Origin of the sequence: Streptomyces alboflavus (assembly GCF_000716675.1) — a bacterium.
In the GTDB taxonomy this organism is placed as follows: Bacteria; Actinomycetota; Actinomycetes; order Streptomycetales; family Streptomycetaceae; genus Streptomyces; species Streptomyces alboflavus.
The window spans coordinates 1-18,497 of the sequence record NZ_JNXT01000102.1; the positions used below are offsets into that span (position 1 = coordinate 1).

The window sequence follows — 18,497 nt, forward strand, 5'->3', positions numbered from 1 at the left end:
CTGCGGACCCTTGGGCGGGTGCTGTTGTGGGTGGCTGTGGCGGGGTGGGGGGTGGTGTGGGTGGGGTTCGCCTGGGCGCGGGCCGGGGGGCCTCGCGGGGGCGCCCCAGTCCCACCCCTTCCCGATCCTGGGGCTCCGCCCCAGACCCCGCTCCTCAAACGCCGGAGGGGCTAGAAAATGTGCCGGTAAGTTCCAGCCCGTCCGGCGTTTGAGGACGAGGCGCGAAGCGCCGATCAAGGGGGTCCAGGGGGCGGCAGCCCCCGGTTTCGGAGAAGGGGCGGGACTGGGGCGCCCCGCGAGGCCCCTCAGCCCGTCGCCGTCACCACCGTCAGCAGAACCACCGAGTCCTCCAGGCCCAGCAACCCATGCCGCTCCTGCGGCACCGCGCACAGCTGCCCGGCGGCGAGGACGATGTCGGTGTCGCCGGACACGCTGGTGAGCCGCACCTTCCCCCGCAGAGCCTGGAGGCTCGCCGCGGGCGGAGTGCCGTGCTCGTCGAGCGCGGAGCCCGCGGCCAGCGCGATCACGCTCTGGCGCAGCGCGCCGTCGTGCACGATCATGCGCGCGCTGCGGCCGTGCGCGGCGGTGCGGGCCTCGTTCAGGTGCTCCTCGGCCAGGGCGGTGAGGTCCTGGGGGTCGGGCATCGCGGGGTCCTCCGTACGTGGGCGGGACGGTCGAGTCGCGTACCAGAGTTCCCGGCGGGGAACGCGCCGTACGGCATAGACACGGCGGCAACGCCCTACCCGACCAGTATTCTGACGTTATGTCAGACAATCAGCCGTCCCCCGGCGCCCCCGGCACCGACCTGCTCGGCATCGACAACGCGCTGTTCCCGGTCGGCGACCTGGACGAGGCCGTCGGCTTCTACGAGCGCGCCGGGTTCCCGGTCGCGCACCGCCTCGACGAGGCCGGGCTCGCCATCCTGAAGGCGGGCGCCGAGACCCCCGGCGTGCTGCTGCGCGTCGAGGACGGCATCGGGCGCCGGCCGCCCTCGTGGCCCGCCTCGCGCCTCTGGCTGGAGGTGGGGGACGCCCGCGCCAAGGCCCGCGCCCTCGGCGAGGCCGGAGTCCCGGCCCTCACCGAGCCGTTCTCGACGGCGACCGGCTGGACGGTGGAGATCGCCGACCCGTGGGGGAACGTCGTCGGCTTCACGGACTACTCCAAGAGGCCCGAGCTGGCCCGGAGTTAGTTCCGGCCGCCCGCGTCGCCGCCCTCCGCCACCACCATGATCCGGCGCAGCATGTCCGACAGCTGCGCCCGCTCCTTCGCCGACAGCACCCCGAGCAGCCGGTACTCCTCGTCGCCCAGTACGTCCATCGCGCCCAGCCACACCGCCCTGCCGGACTCGGTCAGCTCCACGTCCACGCGGCGGCGGTCCTTCTTGGACGGTGTGCGGCGCAGCAGGCCGCGCCGCTCCAGGCCGTCGAGCCGGCCGGTGACCGAGGCCGGGGCGAGGTCGAGGTCGGCGGCCAGTTCGGAGGGGGTGGCCCGGCCGCCGCGACCCGACAGCTTGTGCAGGGTGTCGAACTCGTGGCGCTCCAGGTCGAAGTCCACCAGGGACTGTTCGCGCACCCGGCGCAGGTGGACGGTGAGCCGCTTGATCCGCGTGACGGCACCCTCGATGTCGGGATTCAGGTCGGGCAGTACGGGCAGCCACTGGGCCACATGCCCGTCGGTCCAGTCCCGGGGCCCGTCCGGAGCCCCGCCCGGACCCCCGTCCCGGGCGCGGGAGCCGTCGGGCGACTTCGTCTCGTCGAGCGTCATGCCCACAGATTACTTCGGCTTCAGATAATTCGTTGACGAATAGTTCGGCGTCGAAATAAAGTCCGGCAGCATGTCACCCGGGACCGACTCCGCCAAGGGCGCCTTGCCGCGCCCGCCCCGCGCCTCCCATCTGCTCCGCCACAACCGCCCCTTCCGCCTCTTCTTCACCGGCCGCTCCCTCTCTCTCATCGGCGACGCCGTCATCCCCGCGGCCCTCGCCCTGGCCGTCCTGCGGGTCACCGGCTCCGCGTCCGCGCTGGCCCTCGTGCTCGGCTGCGCGATGGGCACGCGCCTGTTGCTGCTTCCGCTCGGCGGCGTCCTCGGCGACCGCTTCGACGCGCGGAAGATCGCGCTCACCACGGACCTCGTACGCTGCGCCACCCAGGCCTTCGTGGGCGTCCAACTCCTCTCCGGCAGCCCCGAGTTGTGGCACATGGCCGCCGCCGAGGCGGTGAGCGGCGCCGCCACGGCCTTCGCCCTGCCCACGCTGCCGACGCTGGTCACCGCCATGGTCGACGGCGAGGACCGGCACGCGGCCAACTCCGCGCTCGGCGTGGTCAGGAGCGGCACCCGGGTCGGCGGGCCCGCGCTGGCCGGGGCGCTGGTCCTGGTGGCGGGGCCGGGCCTGGCGTTCCTGCTGCAAGGGCTGTGCTTCGCGGCGAGCGCCTGCCTGCTGTCGGCGGTGCGGGTACCGCCGCGGCGGGCGGAACCCGGCCGGAGCGGGGACCGGCGCTCCCTGCGCGAGGACCTCGTGGAGGGCTGGCACGAGGTGCGGTCCCGCGACTGGTACTGGACGAGCCTGCTCGCGCACGCCGCCTGGAACGGCGCGGCCGCCGTCCTGATGACGCTCGGACCGGTCCTGGCGGTACAGGAGTTGGGCGGCGAGGGCGTATGGGTGGCGATGCTGCAGACGGGCGCGGTCGGCCTGCTGCTCGGCTCCCTGCTCGCGGGCCGCGCCCACCCGCGCCGCCCGATCCTGACGGCCAACCTGGGCCTCGCGACGTACGCGCTCCCCCTGGTCCTGCTGGCCGCCGCGGCCCCCGCCCCCGCCGTCATCGCCGCGTACGGCGTCGCACAGGCCGGGCTCGGCTTCCTCTCCCCCGTGTGGGAGACGTCCGTGCAGTCGGCGATACCGTCCGGTGTGCTCGCCCGCGTCACCTCGTACGACTGGCTGCTCTCGATGGCGGCGATGCCGCTCGGCTACGTCCTCGGCCCGCTGGCGGCCGACGCGTGGGGCCCGGCCGTCCCGCTGTACGCGGCGGCCCTGGCGGTGGGCGTGGTGTGCGCGGGCACGGCGGCGGTGCCGGGCGTACGCGACTTCCGGCAGCCGTCCGTCACTCCCACCGGGGCCACGGCGTGCGACGGCCCGAGCGACTCGAAAGCCGACGGCCCGAGCGAAGCCGACCCCCACACCGGCCCCGACGCGGCACCCCTGGAGACCGCACCTCGCCCCTAGGACCCCTCACCCCACCCGCACGCTGCAAGTGGCCCGCCCGAACGCCCCCGCCGTCACGTCCCGGTGCCGGTGCTTCCCGCCCACCGCGAGGGCGCAGCGTGCCTCCCCACCGCCCTCGTCCAGGCGGACGCTCACCACCGGGCGCTCCCCCGCCGGTACGAACACCGTCTTGCGCCACGGCAGTCGGACGTCCGCCTCGACGGCGGGCCGTCCGCCGCGACCGCCCTCGTTCCGCGCGAGGTAGGAGATGTCGGCGCTCCCCCTCCCGGTGATCTCGTAGGTGACGGCGGCGACCGGCGGACGGTCCCGCGCGATGTCCTCCGGGCGGGGTTCGTCGCCGGTGCCTGCACCGTTTCCGTCCCCGAACGCTCCCCGTACGACGAAGGCCGCGCAGATCACGAGCAGCACGGCGCCGACGGTCACGACGCGGCGGTCGGGGACCTCTCCCACCAGCACCGCCTTCTCCTCCTCGGTCAGTTCGACGACGGGCTCCGACAACTCGCGCTCCGGCAGCGCGTACTCCGACAGCTCGTGATTCCCCACCCGCGAGCCCCCTCCCCTGTCCACCACATGTCCACGACCGGCACGAAGTCCGGCGAGCGCGGCGGTTATACAGCAGGCCGGAGGGGAGTCACCACGCCCGGCGGATACCGGGCATATCGGGGGCGGGCACCGGCCACGAACCGACGGTTCGCGGACGGACGATCAGGGCGAAAGGTTGTACCGGCAGGGCCTGTTGAGCGTGTGAGAAGGGACACCGGCGGCACCCGTGACGCCTGGGATCCTGGTTGCGCTTGTTAAGCGGAGAGTGCGTTCGGTGCTCTCGCACACACAGGGGCGGAACCAGAGGGGTGGGGAAGAGTGGCCGGTGAGGGGAAGAGACAGCCGCGAGCGGACGAGATGCGCGGGTACACGCGCAGCTTCGTCGCGCATGTGACGGAGCGCAATCGATTGCCCTTGGACTTCTCCGTGCGGAGCCTGCGCGTGGTGGACTTCGTCCTGGACGGACTGCGCAAGGACGGGCGCGAGCGCGCGGAGGTCGCGAGGACGCTGTTCGGGTTCGGAGCGTACGTCGGTGAGGTCCTCGTGCGCCGGGCGGGGGCCGCCTGGATCGACTTCGACGCGAGCCAGCGGGAGTTCTTCGCGCAGACCGTCGGCGTACGGATGCCGGACGGGCGGGTGTGGAGCCCGCTGGGGAAGGTCGTCAACCGCTACGAGGCGGGGGCCGCGGAGTCCCTCCAGACCTTCTATCTGACGCTGCCGGGCCGGCGCACCGCCCCGGCGCCCGATGCGGAGCCGGAACCCGCGCGGCGGTAGCGGACCGAGGACGCGGGGGCCTCAGGGCCATGGGGGCACGGGCACGGTGCGCAGTGTCAGCGGGGGTTAAGAGGAGCGCGTGGGCGCGGGTGGGGACCAACAGCGTGAGGACCGGCAGCCTGAGGACAGAGGGGCCGAGGGCGCGGGCCGACAGGGCCGTAAGTCGGCGGGTTCCGAGGGGCGTACGAGGATCGGTGACGCGGCGCTGACGCGCGCCCTCGCCGCCGCCAAGGAGGGGGACGAGGCCGCGTTCGCGGCGGTGTACCAGTGGGTGCACCCGGGCCTGCTCGGGTATGTGCGCGGGATCGTCGGGGACGAGTCGGAGGACGTGGCGTCCGAGGCGTGGCTGCAGATCGCCCGTGATCTGCACCGGTTCACCGGCGACGGCGGCGACTTCCGGCGCTGGGCGGCCGTCATCGCCCGCAACCGCGCCCGCGACCACGTCCGCCGCCGCCTCAGCCGCCCCCGCCTCAGCCTCACCGACGGCGACGCGCTCGACGTGCCCGCCGCCCGCGACACCGCGGACGAGGTCCTGGAGGCGCTGTCGACCGACGACGCCCTCGGCCTGGTCGCCGGGCTGCCGCCGGACCAGGGCCGGGCCGTCTACCTCGGCGTGGTGATGGGCATGGACGGGCCGAGCGCGGCCCAGGTCCTCGGCAAGCGGCCCGGCGCCGTCCGGATGGCGCTGCACCGCGGACTGCGGCGGCTGCGGGCGCAGTTGACGGGTGAGGTGCGGCGGGGACGGCGAGGTGGCTCCGGGCGGGGTTCGTCGGGCGGCGGGCCGGATCCCGGAAGGGGGCACTGTCCTCGCGGGCCGCACGGAGTGAGCAGCGGTGGCCGCCCCCACGGGTGGGCGGCCACCGCTGTGCCGGTCCTCCCGCTCGCCGCCCCGTGGGCTCGGGTCGTCGGCGGGCGGGTGTCCCGGCGGTGAGGCCGGTGGGAGGGTGCAGCACCGCCCACCGGCCGAGTCCAGGTCGGGTCCGGTCCTGGTCGGTCCGGGTCAGGTCACGGCGTTCACTCCGCCGCCCACCGCCTCCACCAGCTCCAGGTCGTACGTCAACGGCCCGTCGCCGAGCATGATGTGGCGGGCCTTCGAGGCGTATCCGGGGGCCGCCGCCGCGAGCAGGTACACGCCCGGGGCGGGGGCCACGAGGATGTAGGAGCCGTCGGCCAGGGACGACACCCGGTCCAGTTGGCTGCCGCCCTTGGACAGCAGCGTGAGGGTCACGCTGTGGATGGGGTCGCCGTCCGGCGTGATGATGAACCCGTGCACGACGGGTCCGTACGGGCCGGGTGCGGCACTTTCCATGGGCGTGTCGCCTGCCATGGGTGCGTCGTCCTCCCTGGGTGCGCCTGGTCCTCGGGCCGCGCGGCGGTACCCGGGGATTCCGGGTGCGCGCGGGCCGGGGACACCGGATGGGCGGGCGCCGGGGGCAGTCCGGCGCCCGGGTCGGTAGGGGCCGTACGGGGTCGCGGGCCCCTGGCCGTCGTACGGGGGCAGCGGCTTGGCCGCCTCCCCGGAGAGGTCGCGGGCGCCGTTCCTCGCCTCGTAGGCGTGCGCTGCCCCGTACGGGTTCACACCGTGTGATCCACCCGCGCCCGCCGGGCCCCGCGGGCCGGGGGAGGCCGGGGAGACCGGCGGGCGCGGGGTGCCGAGGGCCGCCGCCACCAGGACCTCCAGGTCCTCCGGGGCGGGCGGCTCCGCCTCCTTCGGCTCGACGGCCAGGTGCGGCAGGCGGCGGTCGAGCCGGGCCGGGAGCCACCAGTTGGCGCGGCCGATGAGGTGCATCGCGGCGGGCACGAGGGCCGTCCGCAGGACGAAGGCGTCGAGGGCGACGGCCGCGGCCAGGCCGATGCCGGCCATCGCGCCCTCCGTGTCGCCGCTGAGCACGAACGCAGGGCGCCCAGGGAACGCGGAGAACGCAGTGAACACCGCGCACACGCAGATCACAGTGAGCGCCGCGCAGTTGATGACACGGCCGGTCTCGGCGAGGCCGACGCGGACCGCGCGGGCGTTGTCGTGGGTGTGCGCCCACTCCTCGTGCATGCGGCTCACCAGGAACACCTGGTAGTCCGTCGACAGGCCGAAGAGCAGCGCCAGCATGACGACGGGCAGGAGGGCCGTGAGGGGCCCCGCCTCGCCGAGGCCGAGCAGCTCGCCGCCCCAGCCCCACTGGAACACCGCGACAAGCACCCCGAACGAGGCGGCCGTCGCGATCAGGTTCATCAGGGCCGCCGTGAGCGGCACCACGAGGGAGCGGAAGGCGAGCAGGAGCAGCAGGAAGCCGAGGACGACGACGGCGCCCACGAAGTACGGGAGCCGGTCGGCCGTCACCGCCGCGAAGTCCTTGGACACGGCGGTCACCCCGCCCACATGGGCGTCCGCCCCGGCCTCGGGCAGGACGTCGCCGCGCAGCCGGTCGATGAGCCTGCCGGTCTCCTCGGACTGGGGCGAGCCGGTCGGCACGACCTCGATGACGGTGGTGTCGGCGACATGTGAAGGTGGGGCCGGCGGGGCGGGCGGGTCCTGCCGCACCCGGGCGACGCCCTCGGTGGCGCGGATGCGCTCGACGAGCTCGGCGGTGGCGCCGGGGTCCCGCTGGTCCACGACGACCTGGAGGGGCCCGTTGAAGCCGGGGCCGAAGCCCTCCGCGAGCAGGTCGTACGCCTGCCGGGTCGTCGTCGACTCCTGGTGAGTGCCCTGGTCGGTGGCGCCGAGGCGCAGCGAGAGGAACGGGACGGCGAGGGCCACCATGACGGCGAGGGCGAGGACGCCGACGGTGCGCGGGCGGCGCCGCACGAAGGCGGACCAGCGCGCGGTGAGGCCGCCGGGCTCCTCGGGCTCGGGCCCGGACGCGGCGAGGGCGCGGCGCTGGCGGCGGCTGAGCACACGGACGCCGAGGACGCCGAGCAGTGCGGGGAGCAGCGTCACCGCGGCGAGGACGCCGAGCAGCACCGTCAGGGAGGCGGCGATGACCACGCCGTCCAGGAAGCGCAGGTTCATCACGAGCATCCCGGCGAGCGCGACGCACACCGTGCCGCCCGCGAAGAGCACCGCGCGGCCGGAGGTGTTGACGGCCTGCACCGCCGACTCCTGCGGCTCCAGGCCGCGCAGGATGCCCCTGCGGTGCCGGGTGACGATGAACAGGGCGTAGTCGATGCCGACGCCGAGGCCGATCAACGAGCCGAGCAGCGGCGCCACTTCGGGCACGTCCGTGACGTGGCTGAGCAGCATCGTGGCGAGCACGCCGGTGCCGACGGCGAACACGGCGGTGACGATCGGCAGGAGCATCGCGAAGAGCGAGCCGAGGGCGAGGAAGAGCACGACGGCGGCGGCCGCGACGCCGACGGCCTCGGGGGTGCCCGCGGACGGCTCCAGGGTGCGGGCGACGGCCTGGCCGCCCGCCTCGACCTGGAGTCCTTCGCGGGCCGCGGCATGGGCGGTGTCGACGACCCGCTCGATCTGTTCCTCGGGGATCTCGTCGGCCTGGCGGACGAACGTGACCTGCGCGTAGGCGATCCGCCCGTCCGCGCTGACCTGGGCCGCGGCGCGCGGCCCGGTGGCGTAGGGACTGGCGACCCCGCCCACGCCGTCGAGGGCGGCGATGCGCCGGAGCGCGGGCTCGACGCGGTCGCGGACGGCGGCGTCGCGGACCGAGGAGCCCGCGTCGGTCTTCCACACCACCGTGTCGGTGTCGCCACTGCGCTCCGGGAACGCCTTCGTCATCAGGTCGTGGGCGCGCTGGGAGTCCGTGTCGGGCAGCGAGAGGACCTGGGTGTAGGCGGTGCCCGCGGTGGAGCCCGCGGCGCCGAGGCCGAGCAGCGCGCCGAGCCACAGCACGACGACCACAAGGCGGTGCCGGTAGCACCACCGCGCCCATGCCGCCACGACCCGCCCTCCTTCGCCCCGTCCGGTTCTCCGCCGTTGTCCCGGCCTTTTCTCCGCCGTTGTCCCGGCCTTGGTTCTCCGCCGTTGTCCCGGCCTTGGCGCCCAGCATCAGGGGTCCGGTCGGCCAACGGCGCGTTACGGCCGCGATTCTCAAGGAACTCCAAAGGGCGGCCCTCGCCCTGCGTACAACGGCCGTGCGGATACTGGGGACATGAGCCACGCCGAAGGTCACCGGGGAACAGACGTCCCAGCCGTGTCGGCCGCCGGGCCCGCCGACGCGCGGGGCCGCGCCACGGTCCTCGTCGTCGAGGACGAGCCGTCCATCGCCGACGTCCTCGCCATCGCCCTGCGCTACCACCACTTCGACGTGATGACCGCGGGCACGGTCCGCGAGGCCCTGGCCGCCGCGGACCGCACGCGCCCCGACTGCGCGCTGCTCGACGTGATGCTGCCGGACGGCGACGGGCGGGCGCTCGGCCGGCAACTGCGGGCGCGGCGGCCCGAGTTGGCGCTGGTGTTCCTCACCGCGCGGGACGCGCCCGCGGAGGTCGTGGGCGCCCTCGGCTTCGGCGACGACTACATCACCAAGCCGTTCAACATCGACGAGGTCGTGGCCCGCATCGGCGCGGTGCTGCGCCGGGCGCGCCCGCACGACGTGCTGCCGCAGCGGCCGCCGCTGCGCTACGGCGACCTGGAGCTGGACGAGACGACGTACGTGGTGCGGCGCGAGGGCGGCTCGGTGCAGCTGACGCCGACGGAGTACGCGCTGCTGCGCTTCCTGGTCCGCAACGGCGGCCGGGTGGTGCCCAAGGAACAGCTGCTGCGCCATGTGTGGAACATCGAGCACGCGGCGGAGTCGACCGTCGTCGAGACCTACATCAGCTATCTGCGGCGCAAGCTCGACCAGGTGGGCCCGCCCCTCATCACGACGCGGCGCGGCGTCGGGTACGGACTGGCATGAGGCTCCGCACCCCCGGTCCGCGCCGTGCCCCGCGCCCCGGCCGGGTCCCGAGCCGGAGGTTCGGCATGGGCTCGCTGCGCGCCAAGCTCACGCTCGTGAACGTGGCGCTGCTCGCCCTCGGCATCGTGACGGCGACCGCCGTGAGCCTGATGGGCATGCGGCACTACCTGCTCGACAACGTCGACGCCGAACTGACCGCGTCCCGCTCGGCGTTGCACCACAGTGGCATCACCCTCGCGCAGATCCAGGACGCCACCGCGTTCAGCTCACTTGAGCGTCTGTCGACGGACTCCAGCGAGTCCGACGGCCTGCCGCTCGCGGAGTCGGCGTTCCTCGCGGTCAACGCGTCGGGCAAGCCGGTCGACGTCGGCCCGCTGCCGCCGACGGCCCGCCAGTACGAGCTGGCGCGGGCCGTCGGCAACCCGCACGCGTTCGCGCGCCACACCTCGCCGCAGAACCTGACGCTCGGCGGCGACTCCTACCGCGCGATCGGCGTGCGCCTGAAGGACAACTCGGTGCTGCTCATGGCGTCGTCGACGGAGAACGTACAGACGGGCGTCGGCAAGGCGCTCAAGCTCGACCTCGCCTTCGGCGCGCTCCTGCTCGGGCTGCTCGCGGTCCTCACGATGGTCTCCGCGCACCAGCGGCTGCGCCCGCTTGAGGACATGGTGGAGACGGCGTCCGCGATCGCCGACGGCGACCTGAAGCGGCGGGTGCCGTCCAGCCGGGCCGCCGTGATGGAGACCGAACAGCTGCGGCTCGCGCTGAACTCCATGCTCCAGCAGGTCGAGTCGGCGTTCGCGACCCGTGAGCGCAGCGAGGCCCAGCTGCGCCAGTTCGTCGCGGACGCCTCGCACGAGCTGCGCACCCCGCTGTCCGCGATCCGCGGCTACCTCCAGCTGTACGACAAGGGGATGCTGAGCACCCCCGAGGACCGCGCCCGCGCCTGGGACCGCGTCAACGCCGAGACCGACCGCATGAACCACCTCGTGGAGGAGCTGCTCACCCTGGCCCGCCTGGACCAGCAGCCCGAACTGCGCTTCCGCTCGGTCGACCTGAGCCGCCTGGTCCGGGACGCGGCGGACGACCTGCGGGCGCAGGAGCCGGACCGGCCGCTCACGGTGTCCGCCGACGGCGCGATCCTCGTCCAGGCCGACGAGCAGGGCCTGCGGAAGGTCCTCGCGAACCTGCTGGCCAACGTCCGTACGCACACGCCCCCCGACACCCCGGCGCGGCTCACCCTGGACCGGTGCGAGGGCGTGGTCCGCCTGACGGTGGCCGACGAGGGACCGGGGCTCACGGCGGTGGACGCGGCCCGGGTCTTCGACCGCTTCTTCCGGGCGGGCCGGGGCGCGGGCAGCGGGCTCGGCATGGCCATCGTGCGGGGGGTGGTGGGCACCCACGGCGGCGAGGTGTCGGTGCGCACGGCGCCCGGCGAAGGCCTGACCGTCCTGGTCACGCTCCCCCGCACGCCCGCACCGCCCCGTCCGGCGGTCACGGGCGGGTCGCCCGCCGAGACCTTCGGGCCGGAGCCTTTCACGCCCTCGGCGACGCCAGCTCCACGACCGTGATGTCGGACGGGGCGCCCACCCGCACGGGCGGGCCCCACGCTCCGGCGCCGCGCGTCACGTACAGCTGGGTGTCGCCGTAGCGCTCCAGGCCCGCGAGCGTCGGGTTGGCGAGGTCGGCGATGAAGTTGTTGGGCCACAGCTGGCCGCCGTGGGTGTGGCCGGACAGCTGGAGGTCCACGCCGTGCTTGACGGCGTCGTGGATGACGACGGGCTGGTGGGCCATGAGGACGGAGGTGCGGGTGCGGTCGCGGTCGCCGAGCGCCTTGCCGAAGTCGGGGCCTTCGCCCTCGCCCTCGCCCTGGACGTCGTTGACCCCGGCGAGGTCGAAGTACGGCAGCTCGGTGCGGGCGTTCTCCAGGGGGCGCAGGCCGAGCTCACGGACGTGGTCGACCCACTGCTCGGCGCCCGAGAAGTACTCGTGGTTGCCGGTGACGAAGAACGCGCCGTGGCGTGCCCGCAGGTCCGCCAGCGGGCGGGCCGCGCCCGCGAGGTCCGCCACGTCGCCGTCCACCAGGTCGCCGACCACGGCGATCAGGTCCGGCTGGGTGGAGTTGACCGTGTCGACGACCTTGCGCGCGAAGCCCTCGCCCAGGACGGGGCCCAGGTGGATGTCGCTCACCACCGCGATGCGGTAGCCGTGCGCGGCGCGGGGGAGTTTGGCCAGGGGGACGGTTACGCGCTTGATCCGCGGGCCCCTGAGGACGTTGTACGTGCCGTAGCCGACCGTCGCCGTCGCGATGGCCGCGGCGGTGCCTGCCGCTGTGCGGGACACGAACAGGCGCCGGGTCAGGTGGGACCCGGGGTCCTCCGCCCCTCGGGGCTTCGCCCCTTCGGGCTGCCTTTCGGGCTGATGGGGCTGCGCCCCTGTCCCCGCTTCATCGGCCCTTCGGGCCTCGTCCTCAAACGCCGGACGGGCTGGATCGGCCTCGGTCGTCGGCGCCGCGCGGGCTGGATCGGCCTCGGTCATCGGCGCCGCGCGGGCTGGATCGGCCTCGGTCTCCGGCGTCGGGCGGGATGAATTCGCCCGTCCCTCCAGCCAGCGGCTCAGCAGCGGACGTACCGCCTCCCCCACCACCAGCGCGAGCAGCAGATACAGCGCCCACGCCATCCACAGGAAGCCCGGCCAGGCCAGGAGCTGCTGGAGGAGGAAGGGGGCGCCGCCTCGCTCGGCCGCCAGGGCCGTGAACATCAGGAGCGGGCCCGTGAAGAAGAGGACCGTGCCCGCTCGGCGCCAGGCCGTGCCGGGGCGGGTCGTGTCACGCACGACGCGGCGCCACACGTACCAGAGGAGACCGCCGAAAGCGGCGATCACTCCTGCCCCGATGAGCACCCCCACGAGGACACCCATGGCTATGACGTTCGGCGCAGTTCGCGCACGCCACGGAACCCGATGGCCCCTACCACCGTCCCCAAGGCAAAGGAGACAACGGCGAGCGTCAGGTGCACCCAGAAGTACCCCGTCGGCTTGTCCGCGTCGTCGAAGGCGAGCCCGCTGCCGTCCTTCCACAGGTTCTTGACGAAAGTGATCCAGATGAACCAGCTCCACACGCCGAAGGCGAGCAGGAACCAGGAGACGGGGCGGCTGAGCTTCATACGCTCAGTATCACGATCCGGCCTGACGCGTGGCCTTCGGGGTGGGGCGTCCGGAGCGGTCGGCGCGGCGGCGGAGGCCGAGCCGACCTCGGCGGCGAAGGCCCCGGAGCGGCCCCGTACGCTTCCGTCCGTGCCTGTCTCGAAAAAGACCGCCGTGCTGCTCGCCACGGCGACGCTGCTGTCCCTGTCGACCGCCACCACCGCGTTCGCCGACGACAAACCGGGCGGTGGGGCCGATGAGACGGGCAAGCCGAAACCGCCCGCCTCGATGTCGACGGTCGGCGGCGCCCGCCTCGGCAAGCCGGGTACGCAGGTGGACCTGAAGGGCGGCGCCCCGGTGCTGCCGAAGAAGCTGTCGGCCCGGTCCTGGATGGTGTCGGACGCCGAGTCCGGCGAGGTCCTCGCCGCGCACAACGCGCACTGGCGGCTCGCCCCTGCCTCCACCCTGAAGATGTTGTTCGCGGACACGGTGCTGCCGAAGTTCCCGAAGAACCAGAAGCACAAGGTCGAGCTGACGGACCTCCAGGGCGTCGGCGCGGGCAGCAGCATGGTCGGCGTCAAGGAGAACGAGACGTACTCCGTCCACGACCTGTGGCTCGGGGTGTTCCTGCGCTCCGGCAACGACGCGGTGCACGTCCTGTCGGCGATGAACGGCGGCGTCCGGCAGACCGTCAAGGACATGCAGGCGCACGCCGAGGAGCTGCAGGCCCTGGACACGAACGTCGTCACGCCCGACGGCTACGACGAGAAGGGCCAGGTGTCGTCCGCGTACGACCTGACCCTGTTCGCCCGCTCCGGTCTGCAGAAGAAGGACTTCCGCGAGTACTGCTCGACGGCCACCGCGAAGTTCCCCGGCGCGACGGAGAAGATCAAGAAGGGCAAGAACAAGGGCAAGACGAAGCGTGAGCCCTTCGAGATCCAGAACACCAACCGGCTCCTGACCGGCGCCATGGGCCTCGACCCGTACAAGGGCATCGCGGGCGTCAAGAACGGCTCGACGACCAACGCGGGCAACACGTTCACGGGCGTCGCCGAGCGCGACGGCAAGGTGCTGCTCGTCACCGTCATGAACCCCGACTCCGGCGAGGAGCACGCCGTCTACAAGGAGACGGAGCGGCTCCTCGACTGGGGCTTCGCCGCCAGCGGCAAGGTCGAGCCGGTCGGCGAGCTGGTCGCCCCCAAGGGCGCGAACACCGGCTCCGGCAAGGGCGCGCCGGGCGAGGCGGGCGGCGCCGACAGCGCCAAGAACGCCGCCGCGGAGTCCGAAGGGAAGTCCGGCGGCATGGGCGTGGCGCTCGGCGTCACCGCCGGTGTGCTCGTGCTGATCGCGGGCGGTCTGTTCCTGCTCAACCGCCGCTGGCCGCTGCCCGACCTGGTGCGTCGCCGCCGGTCGTGACGGACCCCGAGGGCTCCGAGGGCTCCGCGGGCTCCGCCGCCTTGGCGGAGCTCGTCGCCGTCCACGCCGCGCAGAAGAGCAGCAGCTTCGCGGTGAAGTTGATCCACAGGAGCAGGGCGACGGGCACGCCGAACGCGCCGTACATGCTCTTCGCCGCGACGCCCTTCATATAGCTGCCGAGCAGCACCTTCAGAAGCTCGAACCCGGCCGCGCCGATCAGCGCGGCGACGATCAGCGCGCGCCGGGGCGGCTGCACGCCGGGCAGCAGCGTCAGGACGTACAGCAGGAGCAGGAAGTCCGCGAGGACGGCGATGGCGAACGCGAGGACCTGAAGCAGTACGCCACCGGCGCCGTCCCGGTCGACGCCGAGCTGGTCGGCCGTCCAGCCGACCGCCGTCGAGGCGATGGCGGAGGCGAGCAGCGAGGCGAGGCCCACACCGCCGAGCCCCGCGAGCACGCCGAGGTCCTTGACCTTCCGCAGCACCGGGTTCTCGTCGGTGTCGTCGAGCTCCCAGACCGCGCGCAGGCACTCCCTTATCGAGCCGACCCAGCCCACGCCGGTGAAGAGCAGCAGCGCGCCCGCGACGAGGCCGACGGTGCCCGCGTTGGCGATCAGGGCGTCCAGGTCGAGCTGGTCGGAGATCCCGGGCACCTGCTCGGAGATCTTGTCCTCGATGCGCTTCACCTGGCTCTTGCTGAGCGCGGCGGCGGAGATCGCGGCGGCCACCGTGATCAGCGGGAAGAGCGCGATGAAGCTGATGAACGTCATCGCGGCCGCGAGCCTGCTCCAGTGGACGCGGTCGAGACGTTCGTAGGAGTGCCACGCGTGTGTGCGCATGAGCCGCTCCACGAGCGGACCGATGCCGGGGAGCTTCTTCAGCCAGTCCATGTCGTCCGCGCCACCTGTCTCGCCTGTCTCACGTGTGCTGTCGCCGCGCCCCGGTAACGGAACACCAGGGTCCGGGTACCCCAGAATCGCAGGACAGTGGCCAGTGCCATCCCGATTCCCGCCCCGGAAACCGTGTCGGCGCGCCGCGAGGTGAGGCCGAGGCCGTAGTGGGAGACCGCGAGGCACAGGAGCTGGACGAGGGCGCCCGCGATGTTGACGGCGAAGAAGATCCCGTACTGGCGCAGCCGCGAGACGCCGTCCGGCGCCTGCCGGTAGGTGCCGAAGGCGTTGCCCGTGTACGCCACGCTGCATCCGGCCACGAACGACAGGGCCTTGGCGGTGAGCGGGTCGAGGCCGACGGGTCCGCGCAGCCAGAGGAAGAGCCCGAGGTCGGCGGCGTACGCGCACAGGCCGACGGCGGCGAAGGCGGCCAGCTCGGGCCCTGCGGCACGCAGCCGGGCGACCACGGAACGCGGTCGTCCGCCCCGCCGCCGCGCCTGGACCGCCCTCACCAGTCCGCGACCGCGAACCCGTACATGGCGAGCCACGCCAGACCGATCAGGGCGAGCGCGCGGTCGCGCAGGACGACGTCCTCGGGCTCACCGGCCGTGCCCCGGTCGGCGAAGACGGCGTACCGCAGGATCGCGAGGATGAAGGCGACCATCGACAGCTGCCGCCACGGCAGCAGCCCGGTGCCCTCGATGCCGCCGCTCTCCATGGCCCACAGGCAGTACGCGAGGACGGCGACCCCGGCCGCGAGCTGCCAGACGAACCGCAGATAGCCGGTCGTGTACGAGGTGAGCAACGCGCGCGTCGCACCGATCCGTTGGGTGCGCCCGGCCGCCGCCGCGGCCTCGGCGGCCCGCTCCATCTGCACGGCCTCGGAGTAGCGCTTGGCGGACACCATGAACAGCGCGCCGAAGCCTGTGGTGATCAGGAACCAGCGCGACAGCGGGATGCCGAGGGCGACACCGCCGATCATCGCCCGCATCAGGAATCCGGTGGTGACGACGGCGAGGTCGACGACGAGGACGTGCTTGAGGCTGACGCAGTACGCGAACTGCATCACGACGTACGCGCCGAGCAGGACCGCCGTGAGCGGGGTGCACAGGACGGCCGCGGCGGCGGGCGCGAGGGCGGCGAGCAGCCCGCCGACGGCGTACGCGACGGGCACCGGGACCTGCCCGGCGGCCACGGGGCGGCGGCACTTGGTGGGGTGGGCGCGGTCGGCGTCGGCGTCGCGGGCGTCGTTGATGAGGTAGACGGCGGCCGCGGCGGCCGTGAACAGGGCGAAGACCAGGGCGACTTGGGTCAGGGCGTGGCGTGAGAACAGCTCGCCCGCGGCCGCGGGGGCGGCGATGACAAGGACGTTCTTGACCCATTGGCGGGGCCGGGCGGTCTTCAGGAGGCCCAGCGGGAGCGCGCCGGGGCCCGGCTCGGGGCGGCCGGGGCCGAGAGGGGGCTTGTGGTCGAGGACGGCGGCGCGGTCAGGCATGGGTGCGGGCTCCCCTCCAGGTCGTGCCGGCGCGGGCGGCGAACGCGCCGAGGGCGGCGCCCGCCGCGACGTCCGACGGGTAGTGCACGCCGACGACCATGCGGGACACACACATCGCGGCGGCGAGCGGCGGCAGGACGCGGGCTCCTGCCGGGCGCAGCGCGCCGTACGCGACGGCGGCCGCGACGGCCGACGTGGCGTGCGAACTGGGGAAGGAGTGGCGGCCCGCGGTGCGCACCAGCGGCTCGACGTGACCGGGCCGCGGGCGCCGCACGATCCGCTTCACGCCCATGCTGGCCAGGTGCGCCGCCGCGGTGAGCGCGGCGCCGCGCAGCCAGTCGGCGCGCCGCTCCCGGTCGAGCGCCGCGCCCGCGAGGCCCGCGGCCAGCCAGAGCGCGCCGTGCTCGCCGCTCCACGACAGGGTCCGGGCGGCGGCGGCCACGCGCGGGTCGCGCCCGCAGTCGCGCAGCGCGGCAAGCAGTCGAAGATCGACGGCACGCAGCAGCCGGAGATCGACGGCACGCGGCACCCCGCCCCCTTCCTCCTCCACAATCCGCTCATTAATCACATATCGACTCTTCTACTAAAAACCTCAATAACTACGGCAATCTTTAATGACACTCCCTCAATCACCCATTTCGGTGAGGAGACCGAGGAAGGTGAGCAACCCATCTGATATCGGGCGATACGGTCACTGGCATGCCAGCCACCCAGCCCTCAGCCCCCGCGTCCGCCCCCGTCCCCGCCCCCGTCCCCCTCACCGGCTGGGGCAGGACCGCGCCCTCCGCCGCCCACGTGGTGCGCCCCCGCACGCACGAGGAGGCCGTGGCCGCGCTGCGCGTCTGTGCCGAGCGCGGCGGGATCGCGCGCGGGCTCGGGCGGGCGTACGGGGACGCGGCGCAGAACGCGGGCGGCGCGGTCCTGGACATGACGGGCCTGGACCGCGTGCACGTCATCGACGCGGACGCGGGCACGGTCGTGTGCGACGCGGGCGTCTCGCTGCACCGCCTGATGGAAGTGCTGCTGCCGCTCGGCTGGTTCGTGCCGGTGACCCCCGGCACCCGCTACGTCACCGTCGGCGGCGCGATCGGCGCCGACATCCACGGCAAGAACCACCACGTGTCCGGCTCCTTCGCCCGCCACGTCCGCTCCCTCGAACTCCTCACGGCCGACGGCACGGTACGCACCGTCGAGCCGGGCACTCCCCTCTTCGACGCGACGGCCGGCGGCATGGGCCTGACCGGCGTCATCCTGTCCGCGACCCTCCGGCTCCACCCCGTCGAGACGTCCCTGATGGCCGTCGACACCGAACGCGCCGCCGACCTCGACGACTTGATGGCCCGCCTCACCGCCACGGACCACCGCTACCGCTACTCCGTCGCCTGGATCGACCTGCTCGCCCGGGGCGCCGCGACCGGCCGCGCGGTCCTCACCCGCGGCGACCACGCCCCCCTCGACGCCCTCCCCGCCCGCGCCCGCACCGCCCCCCTCGCCTTCCGCCCCCGGCAGCTCCCCGCCGCCCCCCGCTTCGTCCCCGAAGGGCTCCTCGGCCGACGCTCCGTGGGCCTCTTCAACGAGCTCTGGTACCGCAAGGCTCCCCGCGCCCGCCACGGGCAGCTCCAGAAGCTCTCCGCCTTCTTCCACCCGCTGGACGGCGTCCCCCACTGGAACCGGGTCTACGGCCCCGGCGGCTTCATCCAGTACCAGTTCGTCGTCGGCTACGGCGCCGAGGAGGCCCTGCGCCGCATCGTCCACCGGATCTCCGCTCACCGGTGCCCGTCCTTCCTCGCCGTCCTCAAGCGCTTCGGCGACGCCGGTCCGGGCTGGCTCTCCTTCCCCATGCCCGGCTGGACCCTGGCCCTGGACATCCCCGCGAACCTGCCTGGCCTCGCGGCCCTCCTGGACGAGCTCGACACCGAGGTGGCCACGGCGGGCGGCCGCATCTACCTCGCCAAGGACTCCCGCCTCCGCCCCGACACCCTCGCCGCGATGTACCCCCGCCTCCCCGACTTCCGCACCCTCCGCCAGTCCCTCGACCCCACGTCCCTCTTCCGCTCGGACCTCTCCCGCCGCCTGACCTTGTGACCCCCTGGGGGCTCCGCCCCCAGACCCCCGGTTTCCCACCCACCCGCCCAAACTTGCACCACCTGACCAACAGCCCGGCAC

General features: G+C 73.7%; 18 protein-coding genes. 8 read left to right on the plus strand and 10 right to left on the minus strand.

Annotated features, from left to right (window positions below):
- Positions 1-305: 305 nt before the first annotated feature.
- Positions 306-644, minus strand: a complete 339-nt coding sequence (locus tag OO63_RS39630; protein WP_030363061.1) for a cupin domain-containing protein — start codon at positions 642-644, stop codon at positions 306-308.
- Between the two features lie 119 nt (positions 645-763).
- On the opposite strand from OO63_RS39630, the gene OO63_RS39635 reads away from it, so the two are divergent.
- Positions 764-1,189, plus strand: a complete 426-nt coding sequence (locus OO63_RS39635) for a VOC family protein (RefSeq protein WP_030363062.1) — start codon at positions 764-766, stop codon at positions 1,187-1,189.
- On the opposite strand, the gene OO63_RS39640 is transcribed toward OO63_RS39635, so the two are convergent.
- Positions 1,186-1,764, minus strand: coding sequence for a MarR family winged helix-turn-helix transcriptional regulator (locus tag OO63_RS39640; protein WP_078619652.1), 579 nt, complete (start codon positions 1,762-1,764; stop codon positions 1,186-1,188). The genes OO63_RS39635 and OO63_RS39640 overlap by 4 nt on opposite strands.
- Positions 1,765-1,834: 70 nt before the next feature.
- Between OO63_RS39640 and OO63_RS39645 the strand changes: the two genes are divergently transcribed.
- Positions 1,835-3,220: an MFS transporter gene (locus OO63_RS39645; protein WP_078619653.1), complete on the plus strand. Its 1,386-nt coding sequence runs from the start codon at positions 1,835-1,837 to the stop codon at positions 3,218-3,220.
- Between the two features lie 6 nt (positions 3,221-3,226).
- Here OO63_RS39645 and OO63_RS47275 read toward each other — a convergent pair whose 3' ends face one another.
- A complete protein-coding gene (locus OO63_RS47275; protein WP_234311432.1) occupies positions 3,227-3,763 on the minus strand; it encodes a hypothetical protein in 537 nt (178 codons plus the stop codon).
- Between the two features lie 357 nt (positions 3,764-4,120).
- Between OO63_RS47275 and OO63_RS39655 the strand changes: the two genes are divergently transcribed.
- Together OO63_RS39655 and OO63_RS39660 are read left to right on the plus strand one after the other, a co-directional pair.
- On the plus strand, positions 4,121-4,537 hold the full coding sequence (locus OO63_RS39655) for a hypothetical protein (RefSeq protein ID WP_051811702.1): 417 nt from the start codon (positions 4,121-4,123) through the stop codon (positions 4,535-4,537).
- A 79-nt stretch (positions 4,538-4,616) separates the two neighbouring features.
- A complete protein-coding gene (locus OO63_RS39660; protein WP_428835938.1) occupies positions 4,617-5,468 on the plus strand; it encodes an RNA polymerase sigma factor in 852 nt (283 codons plus the stop codon).
- Positions 5,469-5,537: 69 nt separating this feature from the next.
- Here the strand turns inward: OO63_RS39660 and OO63_RS39665 are convergent, their stop codons facing one another.
- The gene (locus OO63_RS39665; protein ID WP_078619654.1) at positions 5,538-8,426 is read right to left on the minus strand and encodes an MMPL family transporter; all 2,889 of its coding nucleotides are present in this window, start codon (positions 8,424-8,426) and stop codon (positions 5,538-5,540) included.
- A 211-nt stretch (positions 8,427-8,637) separates the two neighbouring features.
- On the opposite strand from OO63_RS39665, the gene OO63_RS39670 reads away from it, so the two are divergent.
- Both OO63_RS39670 and OO63_RS39675 read left to right on the plus strand, forming a co-directional pair.
- Positions 8,638-9,387, plus strand: coding sequence for a response regulator transcription factor (locus tag OO63_RS39670; RefSeq protein WP_234311433.1), 750 nt, complete (start codon positions 8,638-8,640; stop codon positions 9,385-9,387).
- A 65-nt stretch (positions 9,388-9,452) separates the two neighbouring features.
- Positions 9,453-10,958 carry a sensor histidine kinase gene (locus tag OO63_RS39675; protein ID WP_234311434.1) on the plus strand — a complete coding sequence of 502 codons (1,506 nt, stop codon included), beginning with the start codon at positions 9,453-9,455 and terminating at the stop codon, positions 10,956-10,958.
- Here OO63_RS39675 and OO63_RS39680 read toward each other — a convergent pair.
- Positions 10,924-12,306 (minus strand): metallophosphoesterase, encoded by a 1,383-nt coding sequence (locus OO63_RS39680; RefSeq protein ID WP_030363071.1) that lies wholly within the window; start codon positions 12,304-12,306, stop codon positions 10,924-10,926. The two genes, OO63_RS39675 and OO63_RS39680, sit on opposite strands and share 35 nt — an antisense overlap.
- 2 nt (positions 12,307-12,308) lie before the next feature.
- Positions 12,309-12,551 (minus strand): SCO4848 family membrane protein, encoded by a 243-nt coding sequence (locus tag OO63_RS47280; RefSeq protein ID WP_030363072.1) that lies wholly within the window; start codon positions 12,549-12,551, stop codon positions 12,309-12,311.
- A 130-nt stretch (positions 12,552-12,681) separates the two neighbouring features.
- On the opposite strand from OO63_RS47280, the gene OO63_RS39690 reads away from it, so the two are divergent.
- Positions 12,682-13,947: a D-alanyl-D-alanine carboxypeptidase family protein gene (locus tag OO63_RS39690; protein ID WP_030363073.1), complete on the plus strand. Its 1,266-nt coding sequence runs from the start codon at positions 12,682-12,684 to the stop codon at positions 13,945-13,947.
- On the opposite strand, the gene OO63_RS39695 is transcribed toward OO63_RS39690, so the two are convergent.
- From OO63_RS39695 to OO63_RS39710, 4 genes are read right to left on the minus strand one after another with little or no spacing between them, the layout of a single operon-like run.
- Positions 13,898-14,836 carry a YihY/virulence factor BrkB family protein gene (locus tag OO63_RS39695; RefSeq protein ID WP_030363074.1) on the minus strand — a complete coding sequence of 313 codons (939 nt, stop codon included), beginning with the start codon at positions 14,834-14,836 and terminating at the stop codon, positions 13,898-13,900. The genes OO63_RS39690 and OO63_RS39695 overlap by 50 nt on opposite strands.
- Positions 14,824-15,303 carry a GtrA family protein gene (locus OO63_RS39700; protein WP_030363075.1) on the minus strand — a complete coding sequence of 160 codons (480 nt, stop codon included), beginning with the start codon at positions 15,301-15,303 and terminating at the stop codon, positions 14,824-14,826. Before OO63_RS39700 ends, OO63_RS39695 begins: the two co-directional genes overlap by 13 nt.
- 41 nt (positions 15,304-15,344) lie before the next feature.
- Positions 15,345-16,331: a decaprenyl-phosphate phosphoribosyltransferase gene (locus tag OO63_RS39705; protein WP_030363076.1), complete on the minus strand. Its 987-nt coding sequence runs from the start codon at positions 16,329-16,331 to the stop codon at positions 15,345-15,347.
- Positions 16,324-16,860 (minus strand): phosphatase PAP2 family protein, encoded by a 537-nt coding sequence (locus tag OO63_RS39710; protein ID WP_234311435.1) that lies wholly within the window; start codon positions 16,858-16,860, stop codon positions 16,324-16,326. Before OO63_RS39710 ends, OO63_RS39705 begins: the two co-directional genes overlap by 8 nt.
- A gap of 170 nt (positions 16,861-17,030) precedes the next feature.
- Here OO63_RS39710 and dprE1 point away from each other — a divergent pair, with 170 nt between their 5' ends.
- A complete protein-coding gene (dprE1, locus tag OO63_RS39715; protein WP_051811707.1) occupies positions 17,031-18,416 on the plus strand; it encodes a decaprenylphosphoryl-beta-D-ribose oxidase in 1,386 nt (461 codons plus the stop codon).
- Positions 18,417-18,497: the final 81 nt, after the last annotated feature.